General features: G+C 42.1%; 19 protein-coding genes. 12 read left to right on the forward strand and 7 right to left on the reverse strand.

Annotated features, from left to right (window positions below):
- Positions 1-399: 399 nt before the first annotated feature.
- From Q0241_RS02795 to Q0241_RS02830, 8 genes are all read left to right on the forward strand, one after another.
- On the forward strand, positions 400-2,196 hold the full coding sequence (locus Q0241_RS02795) for a methyl-accepting chemotaxis protein (RefSeq protein WP_299372723.1): 1,797 nt from the start codon (positions 400-402) through the stop codon (positions 2,194-2,196).
- Positions 2,197-2,482: 286 nt separating this feature from the next.
- Positions 2,483-3,847 (forward strand): substrate-binding protein, encoded by a 1,365-nt coding sequence (locus tag Q0241_RS02800; protein ID WP_299372726.1) that lies wholly within the window; start codon positions 2,483-2,485, stop codon positions 3,845-3,847.
- Positions 3,848-3,987: 140 nt separating this feature from the next.
- Entirely contained in the window at positions 3,988-5,004 is a 1,017-nt protein-coding gene (locus tag Q0241_RS02805; RefSeq protein ID WP_299372729.1) for a branched-chain amino acid ABC transporter permease, read from the forward strand.
- 4 nt (positions 5,005-5,008) lie between these two features.
- Positions 5,009-6,169, forward strand: coding sequence for a branched-chain amino acid ABC transporter permease (locus Q0241_RS02810; RefSeq protein WP_299372732.1), 1,161 nt, complete (start codon positions 5,009-5,011; stop codon positions 6,167-6,169).
- A gap of 12 nt (positions 6,170-6,181) precedes the next feature.
- Positions 6,182-6,937 (forward strand): ABC transporter ATP-binding protein, encoded by a 756-nt coding sequence (locus tag Q0241_RS02815; RefSeq protein ID WP_299372735.1) that lies wholly within the window; start codon positions 6,182-6,184, stop codon positions 6,935-6,937.
- Complete coding sequence (locus tag Q0241_RS02820) at positions 6,934-7,677, forward strand: ABC transporter ATP-binding protein (protein WP_299372738.1); 744 nt, start codon at positions 6,934-6,936, stop codon at positions 7,675-7,677. The genes Q0241_RS02815 and Q0241_RS02820 overlap by 4 nt, the downstream gene beginning before the upstream one ends.
- Positions 7,678-7,835: 158 nt before the next feature.
- Positions 7,836-8,471 (forward strand): LysE family translocator, encoded by a 636-nt coding sequence (locus Q0241_RS02825; protein WP_299372741.1) that lies wholly within the window; start codon positions 7,836-7,838, stop codon positions 8,469-8,471.
- A gap of 84 nt (positions 8,472-8,555) precedes the next feature.
- Positions 8,556-9,332: a TIGR02281 family clan AA aspartic protease gene (locus Q0241_RS02830; RefSeq protein WP_299372744.1), complete on the forward strand. Its 777-nt coding sequence runs from the start codon at positions 8,556-8,558 to the stop codon at positions 9,330-9,332.
- 25 nt (positions 9,333-9,357) lie between these two features.
- Here the strand turns inward: Q0241_RS02830 and Q0241_RS02835 are convergent, their stop codons facing one another.
- Positions 9,358-9,933: an SLOG family protein gene (locus Q0241_RS02835; RefSeq protein WP_299372747.1), complete on the reverse strand. Its 576-nt coding sequence runs from the start codon at positions 9,931-9,933 to the stop codon at positions 9,358-9,360.
- A gap of 296 nt (positions 9,934-10,229) precedes the next feature.
- Between Q0241_RS02835 and Q0241_RS02840 the strand changes: the two genes are divergently transcribed.
- A complete protein-coding gene (locus Q0241_RS02840) occupies positions 10,230-10,985 on the forward strand; it encodes a transporter substrate-binding domain-containing protein (RefSeq protein ID WP_299372750.1) in 756 nt (251 codons plus the stop codon).
- A gap of 291 nt (positions 10,986-11,276) precedes the next feature.
- Here Q0241_RS02840 and Q0241_RS02845 read toward each other — a convergent pair whose 3' ends face one another.
- Positions 11,277-12,722: a TrkH family potassium uptake protein gene (locus Q0241_RS02845; protein WP_299372753.1), complete on the reverse strand. Its 1,446-nt coding sequence runs from the start codon at positions 12,720-12,722 to the stop codon at positions 11,277-11,279.
- Positions 12,723-12,921: 199 nt separating this feature from the next.
- On the opposite strand from Q0241_RS02845, the gene Q0241_RS02850 reads away from it, so the two are divergent.
- Entirely contained in the window at positions 12,922-13,320 is a 399-nt protein-coding gene (locus tag Q0241_RS02850; RefSeq protein ID WP_299372756.1) for a GFA family protein, read from the forward strand.
- 131 nt (positions 13,321-13,451) lie between these two features.
- Here Q0241_RS02850 and Q0241_RS02855 read toward each other — a convergent pair whose 3' ends face one another.
- The 5 genes from Q0241_RS02855 to Q0241_RS02875 form a co-directional block, all read right to left on the reverse strand.
- The gene (locus tag Q0241_RS02855; RefSeq protein ID WP_299372759.1) at positions 13,452-14,660 is read right to left on the reverse strand and encodes a PLP-dependent aminotransferase family protein; all 1,209 of its coding nucleotides are present in this window, start codon (positions 14,658-14,660) and stop codon (positions 13,452-13,454) included.
- Positions 14,661-14,778: 118 nt separating this feature from the next.
- Complete coding sequence (locus Q0241_RS02860; RefSeq protein ID WP_299372762.1) at positions 14,779-16,767, reverse strand: SIR2 family protein; 1,989 nt, start codon at positions 16,765-16,767, stop codon at positions 14,779-14,781.
- Positions 16,768-16,894: 127 nt separating this feature from the next.
- The gene (locus tag Q0241_RS02865) at positions 16,895-18,682 is read right to left on the reverse strand and encodes a TRAP transporter fused permease subunit (RefSeq protein WP_299372765.1); all 1,788 of its coding nucleotides are present in this window, start codon (positions 18,680-18,682) and stop codon (positions 16,895-16,897) included.
- A gap of 96 nt (positions 18,683-18,778) precedes the next feature.
- Positions 18,779-19,735 carry a TAXI family TRAP transporter solute-binding subunit gene (locus Q0241_RS02870; protein ID WP_299372768.1) on the reverse strand — a complete coding sequence of 319 codons (957 nt, stop codon included), beginning with the start codon at positions 19,733-19,735 and terminating at the stop codon, positions 18,779-18,781.
- A 290-nt stretch (positions 19,736-20,025) separates the two neighbouring features.
- Positions 20,026-20,295, reverse strand: coding sequence for a hypothetical protein (locus tag Q0241_RS02875; protein WP_299372771.1), 270 nt, complete (start codon positions 20,293-20,295; stop codon positions 20,026-20,028).
- A gap of 379 nt (positions 20,296-20,674) precedes the next feature.
- On the opposite strand from Q0241_RS02875, the gene Q0241_RS02880 reads away from it, so the two are divergent.
- Both Q0241_RS02880 and Q0241_RS02885 read left to right on the forward strand, forming a co-directional pair.
- Complete coding sequence (locus Q0241_RS02880; RefSeq protein ID WP_299372774.1) at positions 20,675-21,808, forward strand: M14-type cytosolic carboxypeptidase; 1,134 nt, start codon at positions 20,675-20,677, stop codon at positions 21,806-21,808.
- Between the two features lie 52 nt (positions 21,809-21,860).
- Positions 21,861-23,816, forward strand: coding sequence for an ABC transporter substrate-binding protein (locus Q0241_RS02885; protein ID WP_299372777.1), 1,956 nt, complete (start codon positions 21,861-21,863; stop codon positions 23,814-23,816).
- The last annotated feature ends 129 nt before the right edge of the window (positions 23,817-23,945 follow it).

A 23,945-nucleotide genomic window follows, 5' to 3' on the forward strand; every position in this document is an offset into this window, starting at 1 on the left:
TAGTACGGAAATTCTGTTCTATATCCCAGGGACACCCGCCGTCTGGATCTCTAAGGTCTTTCATTAAATCAATGAGGCGACGGATACCATCTTTATTGGTGTCTGGAATTTTTTTGCTCATTTCGCACCCAAGAACATTGAAGAGATCACTTTAATTTAAGTCTCAATTAAGGATTGGGCAAAAAAATAATTCTATACGCCTGCTTTTGTTTGTTTATTCAGAAAATATCCTAAAACCGAAGTGCAATTAAATATTTACGTCAAGTATATGTTGGGAAATAAAATAAAGATTCACTGCTTTTTAATAATAAGGAGTTATTTTTTTATGATTATTTATCTTCGTAAAGTACTTGCGCATGTTTGTCTTGCGTAAATTTAGATGTGGTTTTGAGACAAACCTTGACTACAAACCCTGTTTTGGCAGGGGCTTGGGCTGGATATGAAGAGAATGCCCTGGATGGAAAGGATAGTGACTATGTTACTGATGATAATCCAAGTGGCAGATATCTAACCTATTATTATAATTTTGGTAAAGGTGTTCTACCTTCCATTATTACTGCCTATGATGAAGATCAAACAACACCCGATACAGATTGGTACTATCTTCCGAAAAGAACCAAGCAACCTGTTATCGTTGATCCCATCGGCTATGATATCGAAGGTAATATTGTTACCTTGACGTCGTTTGTTTATCCGATCTTGGATAATAATAACAACTTTCTAGGCGTTGTTGGTGTCGATATGAATTTAAACGATATGGCCGCTTCTTTTAATAAACTTACCCCCTTTAAAACCGGTACTGTTAATCTGATTTCAAATAATGGCCAATGGGTCGCCCACAGTGATCCAGAACTACTTGGTAAGCCACTTGTGGATGAAAAGAATAAAGATGAAGTCTTGGAAACGGCTGTAGGTCTTGTTGAAAAAGGTGAGGCGTTTGAGCAGCCTGATGGAGATATTTACCGAATATTTATTCCATTGCATGTAAAAGATTCTGAAGCACCTTGGTCCGTCCTTATTAATGTTCCGACGAACAAATTAACTGAACATGCAACGACCATGGCACAATACACAATTATTGGTGGTTTGTTATTGCTTACTGTCCTTATCGTTGCATTACTTGTTCTTGGGCGCATTATTATCAGAAACCCATTGCAGGGTTCGATCGCTGTTATTACCTCTCTTATGCAAGGAAACTATAACGTTGAGGTACCAGGACAGGATCGTGGCGATGAGATTGGTGATATTAATCGTGCGTTAGAACAGTTTAAGGCTAATGCCGAGCGTGTTAGTCAGATGGAAGCGGAAAAGCTGGAATCTGAAAAACGGGCTTCTGAAGAAAGACAAGAATCACGGATGCAAATGGCAAATGATTTTGAGGCATCTGTCGGTCAAATCATATCCTCGGTTTCTGGTTCTGCGCATGAGATGAGAGCATCTGCTGAAACGATGTCGGGTGCAGCAATACAGTCATCAAATCAAGCATCTGTTGTTACGGATGCTGCGCAAGATGCTTCGGCTAATGTACAATCAGTGGCCGCGGCGACTGAAGAACTTTCTGCATCCATCAATGAAATCAGCAGTCAGGTACAACGTTCTGCTGATATCGCAAGTAATGCAGTTGAAGAAACATCCAGAACCAATCAGAAGATCGAAGGCCTTGCAAATGCGGCTGATAAGATTGGCGAAGTTGTAAAGCTTATTAACGATATTGCTGAGCAAACTAATCTGCTGGCCTTGAACGCAACCATTGAAGCAGCAAGAGCTGGAGAAGCAGGTAAAGGTTTTGCTGTTGTTGCTTCTGAAGTTAAGTCTCTTGCAAATCAAACAGCAAAAGCGACAGAAGAAATTTCTGGTCAAATCAGCTCTATTCAGGGTGAGACACGTGATTCTGTTGCGGCAATACATGGTATTTCAAAAACAATTGATTCTATCCATGAAGTTGCAACCGCTATTGCTTCTGCGGTTGAAGAGCAAGGTGCCGCAACGGCAGAAATTACAAAATCTGTTCAGCAGGCTGCTAATGGTACAGACCAAGTGTCTTCAAACATAACCCAGGTAAGGGAGGCTGCAAATACAACAGGCTCGGCAGCTCAACAGGTCCAGAATTCAGCTTCTGGGCTTGCAGAAGAAGCTCAGCAGTTGGAAAATAAAGTGCATGAATTCTTGGGTCGTTTGAGGTCGGTGAACGAATAGGACGTATCTTTAAGGTAAGATATTTCTTATCAAAAAGCCTGTGGCATATACATTTATGCCACAGGCTTTTCGTTTTGTTTTCAAAGTTTACAAATTCTATTTCAAATAAGTAAAATAAATAACATAAACTTGAGATACTTTATGGTGACCTATTGTTGTTAATGCGAAACAAGAGGATGATTTTGCTCATAACGGCGAAATAAAATTAACTGGCCGATAAAAGTAACTAGTGCGATCCAGCACAAAAGAACAGCATGAGTATACTTCTTGGGAGACGAATACTGTCATGACGAATACAACAAATAAATTTAAACTATCCCGTCGTAAGTTATTGACCGGTGCAGCCGCAGCAAGTGCGGGAGCTGCGGTTTTTAGTGGTGGGACACCATACTCTTTCGTGAAAGGCGCTTATGCTGCTGATTTCCGAAATGATCCAAGTAGCCAATCTTTTATCAAGCTTGGTTTCAACGTACCACAAACTGGTCCATATGCGGATGAGGGCGCTGATGAGCTTCGCGCTTATCAATTGGCTGTCAAGCACCTGAATGGTGAAGGTGACGGCGGAATGCTAACAACCATGAAACCAAGTTCTCTTAAAGGAAATGGTATTCTTGGTAAAAAAGTTGAGTATGTTACAGGTGACACTCAAACAAAATCAGACGCTGCCCGTGCTTCTGCGAAGCGTATGATCGAAAAAGAGGGCGTAACTATGTTCTCTGGTGGTTCTTCATCTGGCGTTGCTATTGCAACCCAATCTCTTGCGCAAGAGATGGGTGTTATTTTCATGTGTGGTCTAACACACTCAAATGACACTACAGGTAAAGATAAGCGCCGTTATGGCTTCCGCCATTTCTTTAATGCTTATCAATCAGGTGCGGCTCTTGGTCCTGTTCTTAAGGAAGAAATGGGAACTGATCGTCGTGCTTATCATTTAACTGCTGATTATACCTGGGGTTGGACACAAGAAGAGTCCATCAAGAACACCACAGAGGGCCTTGGCTGGGAAACTGTAAATACAGTGAAGACGCCTGTGGGTGCAGGTGATTTCTCTCAGTATATCACACCAGTTCTTAATTCTGGCGCTGATGTGTTGATCCTGAACCACTATGGTAAGGATATGATCAACTCTCTGACACAGGCTGTACAGTTTGGCCTTCGTGATAAGCAGGTAAACGGTAAAAACTTTGAAATCATCGTGCCTCTGTTCTCTCGTTTGATGGCGCAGGGTGCTGGTGAAAATATCAAAGGGATTTTGGGTACAACAAACTGGAACTGGGCACTTCAAGATGCTGGTTCACAGGCCTTTGTTAAATCCTTTGGTCAGGAATACGGCTTCCCGCCATCACAGGCTGCTCATACTTGTTATGTTCAGACACTGCTTTATGCAAATGCTTGTGAAATGGCTGGTACATTCTACCCACCAGAAGTTATTAAAGCCCTTGAAGGCTTTGAATTCGATGGTATGGGGAATGGCCCGACTGAATATCGTGCAGCTGATCACCAGTGCTTTAAAGATGTTCTTGTCGTGCGCGGAAATGCTAACCCGTCAACGCAGTTTGACCTTCTTGAGATTGTTAAAGAAGTTCCACGTGCACAGGTTGAGTACGATCCAGCCATCTTTGGTGGTGATCTCGGACCATACGAGGTTTAAGAACCCCGGTTTAAATCTGGCCGCTCTTGGGAGCGGCCAGAACTTTAATTTATGTAAGTTCTGACTGCATGTCAGAGTGCATTACTCTTTAAGATTTTTCTGTAATTTCTTAAGAGACAAACAGCAGCGAAAATAGAACGATGGATGCATTTGTATTGCAAGTCCTGAATGGCTTGGATAAAGGCGGATCTTACGCCCTTATTGCCTTGGGATTAACACTGATTTTCGGCACGCTCGGAGTTGTTAACTTTGCTCATGGAGCACTGTTTATGCTCGGAGCTTTTTGTGCCGTTACCCTGAAAAAAATTCTGACCATTTCCAAACAAGTGAAAGATGAAAGTATTACTTTCTTCGATGCTTTTAAGGAAGTGCCGTACCTTGAATTATGGTTTGGCGAAACAGGTACCGCAATTATTGATTATGCGGTTCCTTTGTCAATTTTACTTGCTATCCCCGTCATGCTTCTTATTGGTTTGGCGATGGAACGTGGGTTGATCAGGTTTTTCTATAAACGCACCCATGCTGAACAGATCCTTGTGACTTTTGGTCTAGCGATTGTGTTGCAAGAGATTGTTAAGGCATTCTTTGGTGCTAATCCTGTTCCAATGCCACCGCCTGAACTTTTAACGGGTTCTGCAGATATCGGTGCAGCCATAGGGCTTGGGGATTCCGTGATCTATCCTTGGTGGCGTCTGACTTATCTTCTCTTTGCTGGAATTATTATCGCCGCTGTTTTCAGTTTCTTACAGTTTACGACCTTTGGGATGGTTGTGCGTGCAGGCATGCAAGATCGTGAGACGGTTGGTTTGCTCGGGATCAACATTGAGCGTCGGTTTACGATTGTATTTGGCATCGCGGCAGTTGTGTCTGGATTGGCTGGGGTCATGTACACACCAATCGTTCCACCGGATTACCATCTGGGCATGGACTTCCTGGTTCTTTCCTTCGTTGTTGTTGTCGTTGGTGGTATGGGGTCTCTTGGTGGTGCGGTTACTGCTGGCTTCCTTTTGGGTATTTTACAATCGTTCGCGTCAATGAACGAAGTGAAAGAAATTCTCCCCGGTATCGATCAAATTATTATTTTCCTTGTTGCGGTTGTCATTCTTCTTGTTCGTCCAAGAGGCTTGATGGGACGCAAAGGCGTGATGGAGTCCTAATACAATGATTACTGCTACGCCTCGTAAAGATTTACTGCTTATGGGTATTTTTACCCTTGCAGTTCTCACAATGCCAATTTGGTTAGCACCAATTGGCGCAAGTTATCCTGATTTGCTTCAACGGTTTGCAATATTTGGTATATTTGCAATTGGCTTTAATATCCTCTTTGGCTTGACTGGGTATTTATCCTTTGGTCATGCCGCGTTTTTGGGCGTCGGTTCTTACACGGCAGTTTGGTCATTCAAACTGTTGAGTATGAGTGTTGTCCCCGCGGTTATTTTCGGTGTTATTACATCTGGTTTGTTTGCTGTTGTTATCGGGTATATCAGCCTGCGTCGGTCAGGGATTTATTTCTCTATCTTGACACTTGCGTTTGCCCAGATGTCTTACAATCTGGCCTATTCGGTTCTTACTCCTATTACGAATGGGGAAACTGGACTGCAACTTAGCCTTAACGATCCTCGTGCTTTGGATAGCCTTGTTGGTGTTACGCCAACAAGTGGAATTCCACCGACCAATTTCTTTGGCATTGAAATGAGCGGTTATTCCGGTTTTTATTTCTGTGCCATACTCATGATCATCGGGTTCTATATCTCGATGCGGATATTCCGTTCCCCATTTGGCATGATGTTACGGGCGGTGAAATCCAATTCAAACCGTATGAGCTATACAGGTTTGAACATGCGTCCCTATACTCTAACCGCGTTTGTTATCTCTGGCATGTATGCGGGTCTTGCAGGCTCCCTTATGGCTGTCACAGATCCACTTGCCGGTGCTGAACGGATGCAATGGACCGCTTCGGGGGAAGTTGTACTGATGACCATTCTTGGTGGTGTTGGTACCTTGATCGGCCCTGTGATCGGTGCGGGAGTTATCAAATACTTTGAGAACATCTTCTCGGCGATTAATGAAAATGTTCTACACGGTATTTTCGATTTCCTTCCAGAGATCCTTCAAGATGGTGCCGTTGCGGTATTAAGTCTTTTTGTTGGTGAGGGCTGGCATCTGACACTTGGTATGTTGTTCATGCTGATTGTGGTCTTCTTGCCTGGTGGGATGGTCGAAGGTTTTACCCGGATTTATAGCCGTATTCGGAACAAGAACAACAAAAACAATGGCGAAGCTGGCTCTGTTGGCTCTGCCGAAGTTCAACCTGGTGAATAGAGAGATAATATTATGGGTATTCTTGAAGTTCGCGATGTGAACAAGAGCTTTGGCGGTCTTAAGGCCCTCAATAAAGTTGAGCTTGATGTGGAAGAGGGCTCGGTCCATGCCATTATTGGTCCAAATGGAGCCGGAAAATCTACTTTCCTGAACTGTTTGGTTGGACTGTTAATTCCAGATAGTGGCAGCGTAAATTTCAATGGAAATTCTCTTTTGGGAATTAAACCACATGAAATTAATCAAGCCGGTGTTTCCCGAGTGTTTCAGACGCCAGAGATTTTTAGTGATCTGTCGCTTTTGGATAATGTGGTGATCCCGACCTTGGCTTCACGCGATGGCGCTTTCAAACTGAATGGCTGGAAACGTGCGGATCAGGACAGTGAAATCATTGTACGTGCCGAACATATGCTCGAAGATGTTGGCTTGATTGATAAGCGCAACATGCATGCGGGCAGCCTTTCTCGTGGTGATAAACGTCGACTGGAACTCGCAATGTGTTTGGTACAAAACCCCAAACTACTATTGTTGGACGAGCCAACAGCTGGGATGTCGCGTGCTGATACAAACAACACGATTGATCTGCTCAAACGTATTGGGGAGAGAGGGATCACCAAAGTGATTATTGAACACGATATGCATGTGGTGTTTTCCTTGGCTGATAAAGTAAGTGTTATGGCACAGGGAACGGTTATTGCTGAGGGGAGTCCAGAAGGTATTAAGGGCGATCCTCGTGTTCAGGAAGCTTATCTTGGGGGGGCGCATCTATGAGCCGCATGCAACCAATTAAAAGTGAAGGTACGGCCCCGGCCTATTTTTCCGCTCATGATCTTCATGCCTATTACGGCGAAAGCTATATCGTTCAGGGCGTAAGCTTTGACGTTCGTGAAGGGGAAATCCTTGCGTTACTTGGACGCAATGGCGCGGGTAAAACATCAACTCTTCGGGCAATTGCCCGGGCGGTTGATCCTGTTCTAACACAGGGGGAAGTATGGCTGGATCATAAGCCTCTTCACCGCATGAAAGATTTTGAAGCTGCTCAAAACGGTGTTGCTTTGGTGCCTGAAGATCGTCGGATTATTCCGGGGCTTACCGTTGAAGAAAATCTTCAACTTGCACAAATTGCAGAGCCTGTTGGCTGGTCTATTGAACGCCTTTATCAGCATTTTCCTCGCCTAGCAGAACGTCGAGATCAAGAAGGAATAACAATGTCTGGCGGGGAGCAGCAAATGCTTGCTGTCGCCCGTGCATTGGCCCGGGATGTTAAGCTGTTGTTGCTTGATGAACCCTACGAAGGTTTGGCACCTGTGATTGTTCATGAAATTGAATCAATTCTGCAGGAAATCAAGACACACGGTATTACGACCATTATTGTGGAGCAGAATGCGATTGCTGCCCTGCACCTAGCAGATAGAGCGATTATTCTGGATATGGGGCAGGTCGTTTTTGACGGTACTGCACAAGAAGTACTGGATAATGAGGAACTTCGACACGAATATCTGGCAATCTAAAAAAAGATTAAAAAAGTAGAGTAACGTATTATCTAGAGGGCGGCTTTTTAGCTGCCCCTTTTTTTATGTCAAAAATTACAAATATTTGTTCTTATAAAGAGACTACTTAGGATAAAAGTAGAAACAGGACTTAAAAAAACGATCTATAGGAGAGTGCTGTGGGTGAATTATTCGCTATTGCGAGTATTGTTGGTGTTGTTATCATTGGTGCGATGATGCCCGGACCCAGCTTTCTTGTTGTTGCTCGGATCTCTCTGGTAAATTCACGTGCTCATGGAATAGCCGCTTCTGTCGGCATGGGCCTTGGCGCTTTGGTCTTTGCTGGTTTGGCCTTGCTCGGATTACATCTTATCTTCACGCAGGTTGTTTGGTTGTACCTTTCTTTTAAGATTTTTGGCGGTTTTTACTTACTTTACCTAGGAATAAAAATTTGGCGGGGGGCCAGAGAAAAACTGGTCTCGGAAGAAGAGGGGGCATCACAACCTCAGGCTGGGCAAAGCCTTATGCGTTCCTTCTATACTGCTTTTATAACTCAAATTAGTAATCCCAAAGCCGCGATTATTTATAGTGGTGTTTTTGCTGTTTTTATGCCGGCAGAAACCTCTAACTGGTTTCCGGTGCTTTTATTGCCGACGTTACTTTTTGTGGAAACAGGATGGTATGTTCTTGTGGCTTGTGCTCTTTCAGCCAAGGCATCGCGGCAGGTGTATTTAAAATCCAAAAGCTTAATTGACCGAATTGCGGGTGGTTTGATGGGGGTATTGGGAATAAAACTTTTAACATCAAATGCCTAAGGAGTTACTTTAAAGCGTTTAGAGAAATACCTATTTGTGAAGTGCTAAGTTTCAAATACTGATTTATGCAGGGCAAAAAGAAATATGGTTGAGAGAAAACCGAACTCATTTCAGAAAAACTCAGATAATGGGGAAGGGGGCAAACCTTCGAGAGGTGGCATTTCAGCCTTTTGGCTTTTTATCATTCTCATTGTTTTGACTGGTCTTGGGGTATTTTTTCTTGCTGATCGTTTTCCCGGCTCCCTTAGCAGAGATGATGACCAAATAGATTTGGTCCGAAGTCTTGCGATTTTACTCATGATTATGTCGTCAATTCTAGGTGTTGGTCGGCTTCAAAAGTCTGATCTTCCAAAATATTTGCGTGATATCGGATTGTGGGCAGCTATATTTATTCTTCTTTTTGTTGGCTATAGCTATCGCGATGTCTTTGAAAATGTTTGGGATCGGGTTTCGAACAATCTTGTCCCTGCTCAAGCCTATACAAATCAGGCTGGTGATCTTGAATTTACCCGTGCCAGCGATGGGCATTTTTACATAGAAATGTTTGTTGATGACGAGCGTGTAAAGTTTCTTGTTGATACAGGTGCGAGTTCAATTGTTTTAAGCCCTGCGGATACACAACGTTTGGGATTTGACCTTGATAAACTGACTTTCAATCGAATCTTTGAAACCGCTAATGGCACGGGAAGAGGGGCTTCTGCACAAGTTAACCGCATGACATTGGGAGAACGACAGTTTCAAGACGTGCGTGTTTCTATAAACCAGGCCCCAATGTCGACATCGTTGCTTGGTATGACATTTCTAAAACGCTTTCCCAGTTTTGAATTCCGTGGGGATAAACTTATTCTTAGATCGCAATAAAATTGGCTCGTATTAACAACTGATCCTAAGCAAATTTGCTGTGATAATCTTCTCGAACAGGTTTGAGGACAGTAATCGTGTCTTCTTCTAGAAAACCTTGTTCTATCAACCCATTAATAGCTTCTTGCGGAATTATGGGGGCGTTTTCATCTACTAATTCCCATTCCCAATGGCTATGTTGAAAGACCAAACGTCCTTTCCCAGACCAATAATAGTCGAGGATAGCTTTCTCGGCTTGCTCCATCTCTTGCCAATCAAGGCCATATATCTGGTGGTGTATTTTTATGCCGGCTTTGGCTGATTCCCTCAACATACAGCTGGCGCCGGGGCTTTTACCGTCCCAGAGAAGAATTAGTCCATCGGCATAGTTTGCCATTTCGCGGTTTCTGAGCTCACCTGCTTCACGTCCGTATTTAACCCAATCGGCATGAAGCACTTTTTTAGGGATGTCATTCTTTTCTGCCCATTGTTCGCCCAGTATGTCGACACCACGGCAACCACCGGATACCACTTCCTCTATTGGCCAACTTACGCTCTCGACAAAGTTTTTAAGGGCGTCGTAATCATTAATTGTACGAGAGCCAGCAATAATTACTTTCATAATAATACCTTTGTTAAAGCAGATTAGGTAACGATCATTGTATACATTAAAACTTCGGAATAAATGTGGAAATTTGACGCAGATTGTAAGTCCAAAAAAAATAACCATAATACCAAGAGAAAATTTTGAGTAATAATGACGATTTAATTTATATGATCTGTCGGTATCGATAAATTTTCATTAACATCTATTACCTAATATGTGGGTATGTTTGTGTTATCTGGTGATACTATTCAAAAAAACGTCTTATCTGTGGAGTGTGTCGTATAAGAAGTCTATTGCTTGGTATCTTCTGTGTGATCTGTTGTTGTTTTACTTTTGCTGATGCTTTGACTGCAAATGAACGATCTTTTTTGTCTGGTGAGTATGTTTTTGCCATCGGTGCTGAAGACTATCCACCCTATGAATATATTGACGAGGGTAAGTTAACTGGTTTTCATATTGAACTTATTCGTGCTGTTGCTGAGAAAAACAATCTGGACATAACGTTTGAACGCTATCCCTTTAAGCGAGCGCAACAGATGCTTAAAACTGGGAAAATTGATGCCTTTACCTATTATGGACGGACGGCCGAGCGCGAGAAAGATACACGTTATTTAGAGGGCAATATACTTCATACCGCAAAGATTGTTTATGTGGTGCTTAAGTCGCGAGCGGATGAAATCGTTTTCAACGGTAACCTCGAGTTACTCAGTGATTATCGTATTGTGACCCAAGCTGGTTTTTCATATGGGCATGAATTCGATAGTGCCGATTATCTGAAAAAGTATGCTGCACCATCACTTAATGGATTAAAAGATTTACTGCTTAATGGTCGCGGTGATCTCGGTATTGTTTATCTCAGCGACTTTTATTCTGCCTATAAAGATACAGCAATTTTGGATAAGTTCACTATTGTTGACCCACCAGTGTTGGAACGCCCGATGTATATTGGGTTTTCCAAGAAGGCTGATAAAGACAATATCAGCGTTTATTTTGCAGAGAAAATGGAAGAGTACAAAGCCACAGAAGAGTATGAGGCTCTGTACAATAAGTATTTTTCCGAGGAATGACTTAATTTCCAGGTTTCAAAAGTGCCTTATAATCTCTTCACATCGCACGAAGAGCGCGAGACATTAAGCCTTGCAAAGCAACGTTTGTCTCTTTGCTACCTGTAAATTACGTAACTAAGGAAATTTCAGGTACACCGATGGTCGAAATAATTTATTAAAGCTCTCTGAGATGATTTGCGACAAGCTTTCACACTTACGTGAGATACGGCTGTAACATTTATTTCAACATTTTCCATAATATACATTATGCGAATGTGAGGTTTTAATTCTAAACCCTACAAGTTACTATGATCATCCCCAGAAAGACGGCATTAGAACGACCAACACTGTAAATACCTCTAAGCGTCCAATTAGCATTACAATTGATAAAACCCATTTGGCAATGTCAGGAAGACTGGCGAAGTTTCCGTCGGGCCCGATTATTGTCCCTAAGCCTGGTCCAACGTTCGTGATCGCGGTGACACTGGCTGTAAATGATGTTAATGGGTCTAAACCCACGACCCCCAAAATTACTGTTGCGATAAAGGTTGTCGTAAAAAATACGGCTAAAAAAGCAAGAACAGATCGTTGAAGGTCTTCTGTTATATTTCGCCCGTTATAAGTTTGCGATAGAACACGGTTTGGGCTCATTAAACTTAGAGTGTGGTTTTTGACAATAAGCCATAAAATTTGAAAACGATAAATTTTAATTGCGCCGCTCGTCGAGCCTGTACAGCCCCCTACTAACGTTAAGACAAGAAAAACACTACCTGCTGCTGATCCCCACGCAAGATAGTTATCGCTGGCATAACCCGTCGTTGTGACGATTGATACGACATTAAATGTGCTTAGAGTTAGGGCGTCAAAAAAATTGATATGCTGGGAAAGTACCAGCCAGATCGCCAAGACGATTGATGTTCCTGTTAAAAAGAATATAAATCCTTTTACTTGGGGATCGCGAATAAGTGTGGTTTTATCTTTTTTAAGTGATTGAATGTAAAGGGTAAAAGGTAGTGCCCCGAAAATCATGAATAGTGTGCATATCCATTGTGTCGATGTGTTTTCAAAATAACCAAAAGATGCATCGTGAGTAGAAAATCCCCCCGTAGATATTGTTGTCATTGCATGGTTAATTGCATCAAATACTGTCATCCCGGACCAGTAGAATAAAACCATGCATATAAGGGTCAAGCTGATATAAATACTCAGTAACCAAACAGCAAGAAGGTATGCTCTTGGCAAAACTTTGACTGAATTGTCAGAGCTTTCCAATGCAAAAAGTTGCATACCACCGCTTCTGATAAATGGTAAAATGAAAATTGCCATCGCAATGATGCCGATACCGCCAATCCACTGTAGTAACGACCGCCACATCAGAATACCTGGGGGTAAGTTGTCCAAGTTAGTTAAAACAGTCGATCCTGTCGTAGTCATGGCTGACATAGTTTCAAAAAAAGCATCTGTATAGCTTATATCGAGGCCAATTAATGGAATGGCAGAAAATCCGGGTACAACAATCCAGCATAAAAGAGTAAGCAAATAGGCCTGCCTTATATTAATTTCATAAATTTTATTTGTACGGTTGCTTAAGTAGAGTGTGCCTCCACAGGCCATGGTTAAGCTTGCGCAAATAGAAAAAATGATCCAATCGGGGTTTTGCTTTGAAATATCTACTGCTGCCGGAAATAACATTAGAATTGAAAGGCTGCATAATAAAATTCCCAACGTGGTCAGGATAGGTCTGAAATCAAGCATCATAATCGATCTTATTATCTTGGTAATCGGGTGACGTTGCTCTCGTTACTCTATACTGTCAATTGATATTATCGCGTGACGGTTTCTCTTTCAGAAGCATGTTTTCTTAGGTGGTTTGGTTTTTCTTTTATAAATAAAATGTTCATGGTATGTTCTTTGTAGGGGTAAATTTATTAGCCCCTATTGTAAGGAAGAAAGTCTGATGATTAATGGGAGTTGTCTGTGTGGTACCGTGAAATTTGAAATTTCAGGAGAACCATCTTCATTGAGTTATTGCCACTGTTCTAGGTGTCGAAAAGCGGCGGGCATTTTTTCTGCTGTGTTGATCGGTAAAGCTGGTGATCTCAGGGTTACGGCAGGCCAAGAAAGTATTGCTAAGGCCCCTACTGATCCGGAATGGAATTTAGAACGATGCTTTTGTCAGAAATGCGGTACTTCACTTGGCGACATGGCGACTGGTGACATATATGTCGTTGCTGCGTCGGCATTGGATGATGACCCCGGTATACGTCCAACAGTACATATTCATACTGGATCAAAACCTGATTGGTATCAAATTGATGATAATCTACAAAAGTTTGAAGGTGATTATGTTTCTTGAGTTTTTATGAAAAGAAGAGACAGTATTTTCCGAGTAGTATTTTAATGTTATTTCGTAATGAATTGTTATTAAACAAATAAAGTAAGGTGAGAATATTTTTCTCACCTTACTTTTATACCATAACAACTAAGTTAAATGGATTTAAGAAGCAAACCAAGCCTGCGAATACCTTCGTTGATTGTGTCTTCGTTTGCTTGAGAGAAACTCAAACGCATTGTATTGCGGTTTGATCCATCTGCATAGAAAGCGTGTCCGGGAACAAAGGCAACACGTTGTGTTTCGATTGACTCTGCCAACAACTCAGCACCATCTAAATGTTCGGGGAGAGTTAGCCAAATAAACATCCCACCTTCGGGTTTTGTCCAGCTTACGCCCTGTGGCATGTATTTTTCCAGTGCTGCAAGCATGCAATCTCGTCTGGTCGAATAGGCTGTGAAAATCTTGGCAACCTGCTTATCAAAACCTTTGGAGGCGACTTCGTGGATGGCAATCTGATTAATTGTGGAACTATGGAGGTCAGCGGCTTGTTTCATTAATACGAGCTTGCTGATAACTGTCTGGGCGGCACAGACCCACCCTACCCTCAAACCTGGCGCAAGTGTTTTCGAGAAGCTGCCGCAATAGAGTGTTCGTGTTTCGTCGATATGTCCCTTACGTCGAATATCAAGGGCCAGAATTGGTGGAATTGCTTCTCCGTCATATCGAAGGGATTGATAAGCCGCGTCTTCGATAACAGGGATATCAAGCTCTTCTGCAAGATCCAGTAATTTTTCACGGCCGGAACGATCAAGCGTTTCCCCAGTTGGATTTGCAAAATCCACGGACATATAGGCGAATTTTACTTCGCTATTCTTTTCCGCTGCGGCTTCCTGATATTCTTTTGCAGAACGGTTACCGTTCGCAATCAGGCGGTCGTAATGGGGTTCATAGGCATTAAAGGCCCCAAGTGCGCCCATATAGGTTGGCCATGTTACGAGTGCTGTATCATTCGGTGAAAGCAATAGCTTACCCAGATAATCCAGCGCTTGTTGGGACCCCGATGTAATCAGGATATTGTCAATACTACAGGGGATACCAAGCCCTTCCATCTGCTTGGCAATCCACTGGCGTAAAGGAACGTAACCCTCACTTACTGAATACTGCAAAGCCGTGGTCTGTTTGTCGCCTGTCAGCGTATTGGCAAAGGCCTGCTGGAATTCTTCCGTCGGGAAAAGCGCGGGATCAGGAATGCCGCCAGCAAATGAGATAATGTCTGGTTGGTCCAGAAGCTTGAGTAACTCCCGAATTTCGGACGCCTTCATACGTGAAGACCGCGTGGCAAATACTTTTTCCCAATCCATAAACCGTAACTCCTGTAGAATAAGAAGTTACCAGTACTTCAGGAAACTTGATCCTGTCAATAATGATAAGTTAGTAGTAAAAAAAATAGTAAATATACGGCTAGTTTGAACGAGTAGATTAACTTTCTAGCTTTTGTATTAAAGTCTTGAAAGAGTCTTCATTTCTAATGAGATCAAGATCCTTGTCGCTAAGTAAATGGTTAATGTCTGGTAGCGTGTTATCTTTATAACAAGCATTTAACTGATTAATAGCGTCTGTTATTTTTCCTGTAATTGTATAAAGACAAGCAAGATTATAATTCGCTTTGAGCTCTAATTTTTGTGCATTTAATAGTTTAGATTTAGCTTCTTTTAGTTCTTTTTCTTTTTCTTTTTTAGGAAGAAGTTGTGCTATGTGTAATAGGGAAAATCCCCAATTATCAAATGCTTGGTGGTAGTTTGATTTTATCTCTAAAGCTTTCGCGTGCATTAAACAAGCTTCTCGAAACTTTGTTAATGCTTTTTCGTTTGAGAGGTTCAAGGCTTCTTGAGAAAGAGCTTGCCCCCAATTATCAAAGGCTTCATAAAAATCAGGCTTTATTTTTATGGCATTTGAGAATTTCGAATAGCACTCATTAAATTTTTTAGATGCTTCTTTGCCAGATAGTATTTTAGCCTGTTCTAATAGTGCTGTTCCCCAGTTATTCAAAGATTCATATTTATCGGGTCTAATTTCTATGGCTTCTTCGTATTTTTCACAAGATTCTTGGAGCGTTTCTAGGGCTTTATTATTCGGGAGAATTTGAGCTTTTCTTAGTAATGCGGTTCCCCAGTTGTTGAAAGCTTCATGATAATCCGATTTGATATTTATAGCTTCTTTATATTTACTGCTAGCTTCTGTGTATTTTTTATGTGGCTCATTATCTGGAAACATTTCAGCTTCTCTAAGCAGATTAACTCCCCAATTAAAAAACGCTTGTGCATTTGGATGAATTTTTATGGCTTCAGCATACAGTGAATTAGATTTATGAAATAAATGTAATGCGTCTTTCTTTGATAGTTTTTCAGCTTTCTTTACTAAAGAGTTTCCTTGATTTATGTAAGACCATGCTAACGCTTCTGCACCTTTTTCAGTAAGAGTACCTGATAATTCAATTTTTATTGAATTAAGTTGACCACTTAGTAAGGCTGCGATTGCTTGTTCGTCATCACCGCTTTCAGCTACCCATTTCTCAGAATATTTCTTTAATTTTTCTCGAGTATTCGAAAGAATATCTAAGTCATTTTCATCATCAGTTGGAAAGTCACGAACTGGTTCTAACTCACTTATAAGATGTTGCATTGGGTTATTAAAAATTGCTGGTGGCCATATTGACAGTTCTCTGGCAATTTCGATCATTGTTTTATCAAAATCACAACTGCCAATATACTCTGCATAATCTTTTTGAAATAAAGATCTGAGGTGCGGTGCGGCTTCATTATTATGGCCAAGCCATATTAAACGATTATTGGAGTTAAATTCTTCTTCAATAACATTATATGCACCATCAGATTCACCACTATAACCAATAACAATAGTAACATGATTTTGGACAGTATCTTTCAACAGTGGCCGTAATAATTCTTTATGCTTTTTTGTTTCTGTTTCTGAATTAAGAAGGACTAATCCATGGCTTTGACCATGTAAATGCAGGATTGCAGAACGTGCTATGCGTTTGATATCTGCTGTCGGTGCTGCAGCAAAATCATAAACGGGGAGCCGTAACCCCAATAATGCCGTTGCCTTTTCTAATACAAGATCAAAATTAAATGTTAAAATACGAGAGATTTTTTTTTGCTCGGCCATGGCGGCTAGAGCAATTTGTCCCCAATTGATGCCAGATTTATGGAGTAAAGGGGATATGAATTTTTCGCGTTCTGCAGGAGATAATTGAGACATGACTTTGCCGTAATCTTTTCTGTCAGTCTCTGACAGGTTGGTCAAGCAATGGTCGAATTGTTCACAGGCAAGATCAACCATTCTAGATGCTGACGGAATGCCTGCGGATAAAGAGGCCCCTGCCCCGATAATAAAGCAGACTCCATCAGCTTGCCTTATGTGTCCTGCGACCTCAGAAATTTTATTCAATTTGGCTCTCAACTTGTTTATTTCTTAGATAAAGTAAATTTTACTTGTTATAATAACAACAATTTATTGGCGTGAAGTTGTGGAATTTTCTCGTGTTGGAATTATTTTTAATTTTTTAGTTTAAGCTTTAAAAGAAAGTAACAGGTGTAAAAATAATCAGGGTACCTGATAAGATAAGACTTAACCTGCCGATCGCCTGTTTCGCAGCAATTAGGCCATAAGAAATGCAGGTTAACCCAAAGCCAATTTGTAGGAATGCGAGTAAGGCCCTAAACGGTGTGTCAGAAAGACTTAGTATATCCGGGTTCGCAATCATGCCTAAGGGGATGATATAAAGGCCGACGCCCAAAGCCATCGCCGTTAGAGCAACTTTAAGCCAGTTTTCCCCGATCATGCCTGCAGCAATAAAAACTGCACCGCATACGGGCGGTGTAATTGTGGAGAGCAAGGCAAACCAGAAAACAAACAGATGTGCCTGAAGTGGCGCTAGTCCGAGTTGGGTTAGTGCTGGGCCTGCTACTGATATACATATCACATAGGCTGCCGTGGTTGGAACTTCCATACCCAGAATAAGACAGGCTAAAGCAGTGAGAAAGAGCGAGGGCCACAGCAACCCACCAGACCCAGATAGGATCAATGACGTGATTTTAACGCCCAAACCAGTAATTGAAAGTACGCCAATTATGATAGAGGCACAGAGTATGATCGCCGCGATCATGGATACTTGTTTGGCGGCATTAATAGTAGCATTTTCAATTCGATAAAGAGTTTCTTTTAAGTCGAATATAAGTTTTTTTGTGATAAAGAGTAGCAAAAATCCAGCAATAATAGCCATACATGCTGCGTACTGAGGTGTGTAGCCAAAATAAAACATACCCAAAAGCAGGACACTAAAAGGAACCAGAAAGAATGCAGATGTAATAAAGACGTCTTTTGTATTTGGTCTGTCCTTGTCCTCTATTCCCTTGAGATTCTGATTGCGCGCATAGGCGTTAATCCCAACCCAGACGGCCAAAAAAAACAGAATGGCGGGTAAAATAGCTGCACTCATAATACTGGTATAGGGAATACCGGTAAGCTCGACCATAACAAAGGCCCCTGCTCCCATTAATGGCGGCATAATCTGGCCACCAGAAGACGCAACGGCCTCGACGGCAGCGGCAAGTCGTTTGGGATAGCCGAGGCGCGTCATGGCTGGCAAGGTAATCGCACCTGTTGAAGCAACGTTTGCAGAAGCTGAACCGGAAATAGAGCCAAATAAAGCAGAGGAGATCACAGATACCTTTGCCGCACCGCCTTTTAAACGACCTGCCGCGGCGGCAGCGACATTCATAAATCCCTGTCCGGCTTCACCTGCGTTTAAGACCGCACCGAATATGACAAAGATAGAAACAACGCTGACGGAAACCCCTGTTAAGCTTCCCCAAATACCGCCTTCGGCAATGGTTAGGGTGCCAAGGAAGCTTTTGAGAGGAGTGCCAGCATGGCCAAATTCGCCGGGAATGTATTGGCCCAGCAGTCCGTAAAAAAGCGCAAGCGCTGCGACAATTGGTAAGGGCCAGCCAATGGCCCGTCTTGCAGCTTCGAGCACGACGAGAAGAAGGGTAATCGCAATGGCAATCTGAAGGTCATTTTCGAGAAATCCGTATTGGTCCCCAAGCATGTCGTGGTTCATCGTGATCCAAAGAGCTGCGCCAATACCAAGCACAGCAAAAAGAATTCCTGAGACCCGTGATAACGCGTTCCCTTGATTACCAAGTATAAGAACCCACGGGAGAATAAATGCCAAATGAAGGGGGCGGCTAACGAGATTGGGCACCAAGCCTGAAAAAATCAAACCAATATGAAAGATAACGAGCGAGGCTGCGAAGCCAAAGCAGACTAGGCGAACGAACTTGGAGGAAAGATCAGGCATGAGATTACACTGTTAGAGGAATTTGTGCGTATAAATAACAAAAATCCCGACTGGTCAATACAATCGGGATTTTTGAAAATCTATAATGTGATTTGGTTATTGTTGTGCTGGGCTTAGCGTTATACCTTTTTCTGTGTAATAACGAACTGCGCCGGGATGGATTTTGCCCTCAATATTCGACAGTAAGTCATTACTAACGCCATTCCACCATGCCGCTGACTGACCCATAGTTTCTTTTTGGTCCCAATAGGTTTTGGTGAGTTGATAGGCTGTTTCGTCATCCATGGCAGTAGTTGTATAAGCTACGACAGGGAGTGAGGTTGTCGTTATATCACTATCTTGCCCGCTATAGGTTCCGGCAGGAATAGTCAGTTCTTTACGCTTTGAAGCTTTTATTTGTTCTGGTGTTAAGGACAGTACGCTAACGCCGGTAGATGCTGCGGCCTCAATGACGTTTGGCGCAGGATAAGAGCCTGCGGTTACAAATCCATCAATTTGACCATTTTTTAGGGCTGGAACAGCATTGGAAAGTTCGACATTTGCGAGTTCTACTTTACCTTCCAGACCAAAAAGCTTGAGGTATTTAGCGCCTTCTTTTGCCCCAAATGATCCTTTGCCTAAGAGGATTTTCTTCCCTTCCAAGCCTGCAAAATCTTTGATGCCACTGTTTTCGGAGACGACGAAGTGCATTGTGAGTGAAGGAATAGGGAATAAAGCTCTGATCTCTCCAAATTTTGGGTCGCCTTTGCCTTCGAACATTGCCTTTCCGGCCTTGGCCAGTCGTACGAGAGCGGGTGGCGTGGTGAAAACATAATCCTCACCTCTGGCGCGTACTTCCATCACATTTTGGACGGACCCCTGGCTTTCTTCAACTGTAACCACAATATCACCAGATGAGCCTGCTTTCATGGCCTCGGCAATTTGAACGGCCATCTGATAGTAGGAAGACGTCGTTTTCGCTGATTTATAGGTAATGCGTGTTTCTGCCATCGACGGCATGGCTATGACCATGGAGGTTATGGCAGCAAGACTGATTTTCTTTAAGTGTTTCATCAGAACTTCCTATCAGATGTATATTTTGAAGATGAGTAGATCTAAGATTTATACGTTATTTATTAGGGGGCGATCGTAGGTTGCCTGTCTGCGTATTGTCAACACTGGTTACTATTATCTTAGGTTATTGTTTAATGGGGAATAATGCAGAAGGGAATGAAAGGACGTAAATTTGTACCTGAGTTTGAAATTCAATTTAATAGATAAGATTTTTTGCAAAAAAAACAGGAAATAACAATAGGTTATTTCCTGTTTCGAAAGTAAAATATTATTTATGGAAAACACTTATATTACAGTGTTGCTGGAAAATCCTTGAGGGGATCGCCAAACTTGTGTTCAGTCCACTTGACGATTAGAAAACCGCTGATTGCTATTGTTGCAGCAACTAGGGCTGACATCATTAGTGGTTCCAGTAATAACTGACTATTTCTTCCAAGAATAGGAAGAAGTGTTGCAAATGCACTAGCAGCAAAAATCGTAGCCAGCAGTGTTCCAATTCGGCTTAACACCCAACCAGAAGACTTAAGTATCACTGGTAAATAGGTGGGCTTTTTACGCATGATACAACTACCTTTCTCTGTAGTTAAGACCGATACACTACCTGTTGTTGAAACAAATTTCAATCGGGTGCGCAATTTTGCCACAGATAAATCGGATTGTAGGTAATGTTTTTCAAGGGCGAAAATATATTAAAATAGGCTAAAATATTTTAAATTTTGTTTCGATATCAAAGATATAATGAATTGTTTTTTGCTGTGTCTAAACTGGCGAAGTATTTTAAAAAAAATATTATGATTTTTTTATTACGTCGAGGTTTGATTCAAATTTCATTTAGGGAAAGATTTTATGAACTGGGGTACACAAAGCTTGCTGCTTGCTACTTATCAGGTATTCTGAAGCGCAAATGTAAAAGCGTATAATTAAGCGAGAAATATCATAATGATCCGTGTTTCAAGTAATTTCGACGCCGGCAATATTCGTTGCCTGTCTTGTGATAATCCTTCTGATATTCAGTTAGAGATCGAATCAGATACGAATTCTCATTTTTATCAGTGGTTTTACTTTCGCCTGAGCGGTGGATTGGATCAAAATTGTACGTTGAAAATTCTCAATGCAGGTGGAGCTGCTTATCCCGGCGGGTGGGAAAACTATCAGGCTGTTGCTTCATATGACCGAGAGACATGGTTCCGTGTACCAACAACGTCGTATGATGGGCAGACTTTAACGATTGAATTTACACCAGGGTATAATTCAGTCTATTTCGCTTATTTCGCCCCCTACTCTATGGAAAGACATGCCGATCTCATAGCTGAAGCTCAGCATGGTCAAGGTGTTAACCTCGATGTTTTAGGGCAAACTATTGATGGTCAGGATATTGACCTTTTAACGATTGGTGAGGCCGACAAAAATAAAAAATCCTGCTGGATAATTGGAAGGCAACACCCTGGGGAAAGTATGACAGAGTTCTGGATGGAAGGGTTTCTGGGGCGACTGTTGGATGAAAATGATGCCATTGCTCGAGAGTTGTTAAAAAAGGCTGTCTTTTATGTCGTCCCGAATATGAACCCGGATGGAAGTCGGCGAGGTAACCTTCGTGTTAACGCAGTTGGATCAAACCTGAACCGTGAATGGCAAGCACCTTCGTTAGAAAAAAGCCCCGAAGTTTATTATGTACGTGAAAAAATGATGGAAACCGGTGTCGATCTTATGTTCGATATTCACGGTGATGAAGCTATTCCTCATAACTTCATTGCAGGAACCCACGGTATCCCCTCTTTTGATGATCGTCTGTTAAATCTGTTAGACCGTTTCCAAACTTATTATATGGAAGCAAACCCTGACTTTCAGACCACTCATGGTTACCCACAGAATGAACCTGGGAATGCTAACCTAACTATCTGTAGTAATAACACGGCGGAAACGCACGATTGTTTGTCTATGACACTAGAGATGCCCTTTAAGGATACGGCTGATGCCCCAAATGAATTTGAAGGATGGTCGCCGGATCGATCTGAGAGACTTGGCGCAAGTAGCTTGGACCCTATCTATCGGATAATTGATGACCTAAGATAACATGTGGAAATCAGTGGAAGAATAGTCGGTTTCTAGTGAAAATGAGAGAAAAATGAAAGTAATAGCAGGGAAAGTTTTTAGAACTTCAATTCGATCATTGGCAGTTTTAGGCCTTGTGGCAGGAATATCCTCTAGCCTTGCGGAAACTTACCTCTCTCCTGTGTCTGATTTTAATGCTGACTTGCTTCGGGAAGTCCCTATTTTTGAGAGCAGCGTTATAAATGGAGAAATGCCACCTGTTGCAAAACGCGTCCCTGAAAATCCCTATGTTGTAAAGCAAAGCCAAAATTGGAAAGCAGGGAAATACGGTGGATCAATCAGAAGCTTGATTGCAAAATCAAAGGACGTCCGGTTGTTTTCTGTTTATGGCTACGCGCGGCTTATCGGCTATACACCAGACTTGGGCTTTACCACAGATATTTTAGATAAGATCGATATCGAAGAAGGTCGGATTTTTACGATGACTCTTCGAAAAGGGCATAGATGGTCTGATGGTCGCCCTTTTACCTCGGCTGATTTCAAGTATTTTTGGGAAGATGTCGCCAACGATAGTAATTTAAGACCTTTTGGTCCGCCTGCGGAACTACTTGTTGATGGAGAATTGCCTAAAGTAGAAATTATTGACGAGGTAACAGTTCGCTATAGCTGGTCTGTACCTAATCCTTTCTTTCTTCCGAGTTTGGCCGCGACACGCCCACTTTATCTTTTCCAACCCGCACATTACATGAAGCAGTTTCACGCAAAGTATGTGGATACGGATGTATTGCAAGAACGTGTTACCAAAGCTGGCGCGCGTAATTGGGTGCAGTTGCATAACCGTAAAGCAAGGCAATACAAGTTTACAAACCCCAAACTGCCGACATTGCAGCCTTGGGTTAATTCTGTAAAACCACCTTCGACGCGGTTTGTTGGAAAAAGAAACCCCTATTATCACAGGGTTGATGAACTGGGTCATCAGCTTCCTTACGCAAATGAATTGATACTTTCTGTTGCCGGAGGTGGATTAATTCCGGCAAAGGTTGGTTCCGGAGATTCTGATCTCCAATCCAGAGGACTTAATTTTTCCGACTATACCTTCTTAAAGGGTAATGATGATCAAAATGGGTATTCAGTACGTCTTTGGAAGACGGTTCGTGGCTCACAATTTGCCCTTTATCCAAATTTGAATGCCGAGGATCCCGAGTGGCGCAAACTGAACCGCGATAAAAGATTCCGTCATGCCCTTTCTTTGGCAACAAACCGCTACGAACTTAATCAGGTGCTTTATTACGGGCTTGGGCTTGAAGGTAACAACACGGTGTTGCCAAGCAGCAGCCTTTATAAAGAAGAGTACTTCAAAAAATGGGCTGAATTTGACTTGAAAAAAGCAAATATGCTTTTGGATGAAATCGGCCTGACAGATAGAGATGAAGATGGTCTTCGTTTATTAAGCGATGGTCGTCCGATGAAGATCATTATTGAAACAGCAGGCGAAAGTAGTGAAGAAACTGATATTCTTGAATTAATCGCTGATTCCTGGTTGAAAGTCGGCGTTAAACTCTACCCTAAACCCTCTCAGAGGGAAGTTTTGCGAAACCGGATTTTTTCTGGTGAAACCAACATGTCTCTTTGGTACGGCAATCTCAATGGACTGTTGTCTCCTCACTCTTCGCCTGCAGAGCTAGTTCCGCGCCAACAGCAATCATTTCAATGGCCTAAATGGGGACAGTTTGTTGAAACAAAAGGTAATGCCGGGGAAGAGGTTGATATTACTCAAGCCCAAGAGCTAAATGATCTTTATGTACTTTGGTTCAGGGCGCAAACAACAGCTGAAAAGAAAGAAATATGGGAACGTATATTGGAAATAAATAGTGAGGAAACCTATACAATTGGGTTAGTTGCTGGAATTCCTCAACCTATAGCTCTATCCAATAAGCTAATGAATGTCCCAGAAGATGGTTTTTATAACTGGGAGCCAGGTGCTCTGCTTGGCGTTTATAAGCCTGACGGGTTTTGGTTTGACGAATAGTCATTAAATAAAAAACAGGCGATGAATAATGTCATCGCCTGTTTTTGAATGATGCCCTACTTTACTTCAAACGTCAGCCCGTCATATCCAGGCTCAACACCTTCGGGGCATTTTGATTTGAGATCATCA

It is taken from the genome of uncultured Kiloniella sp., assembly GCF_937128705.1.
Taxonomy (GTDB): Bacteria; Pseudomonadota; Alphaproteobacteria; order Kiloniellales; family Kiloniellaceae; genus Kiloniella.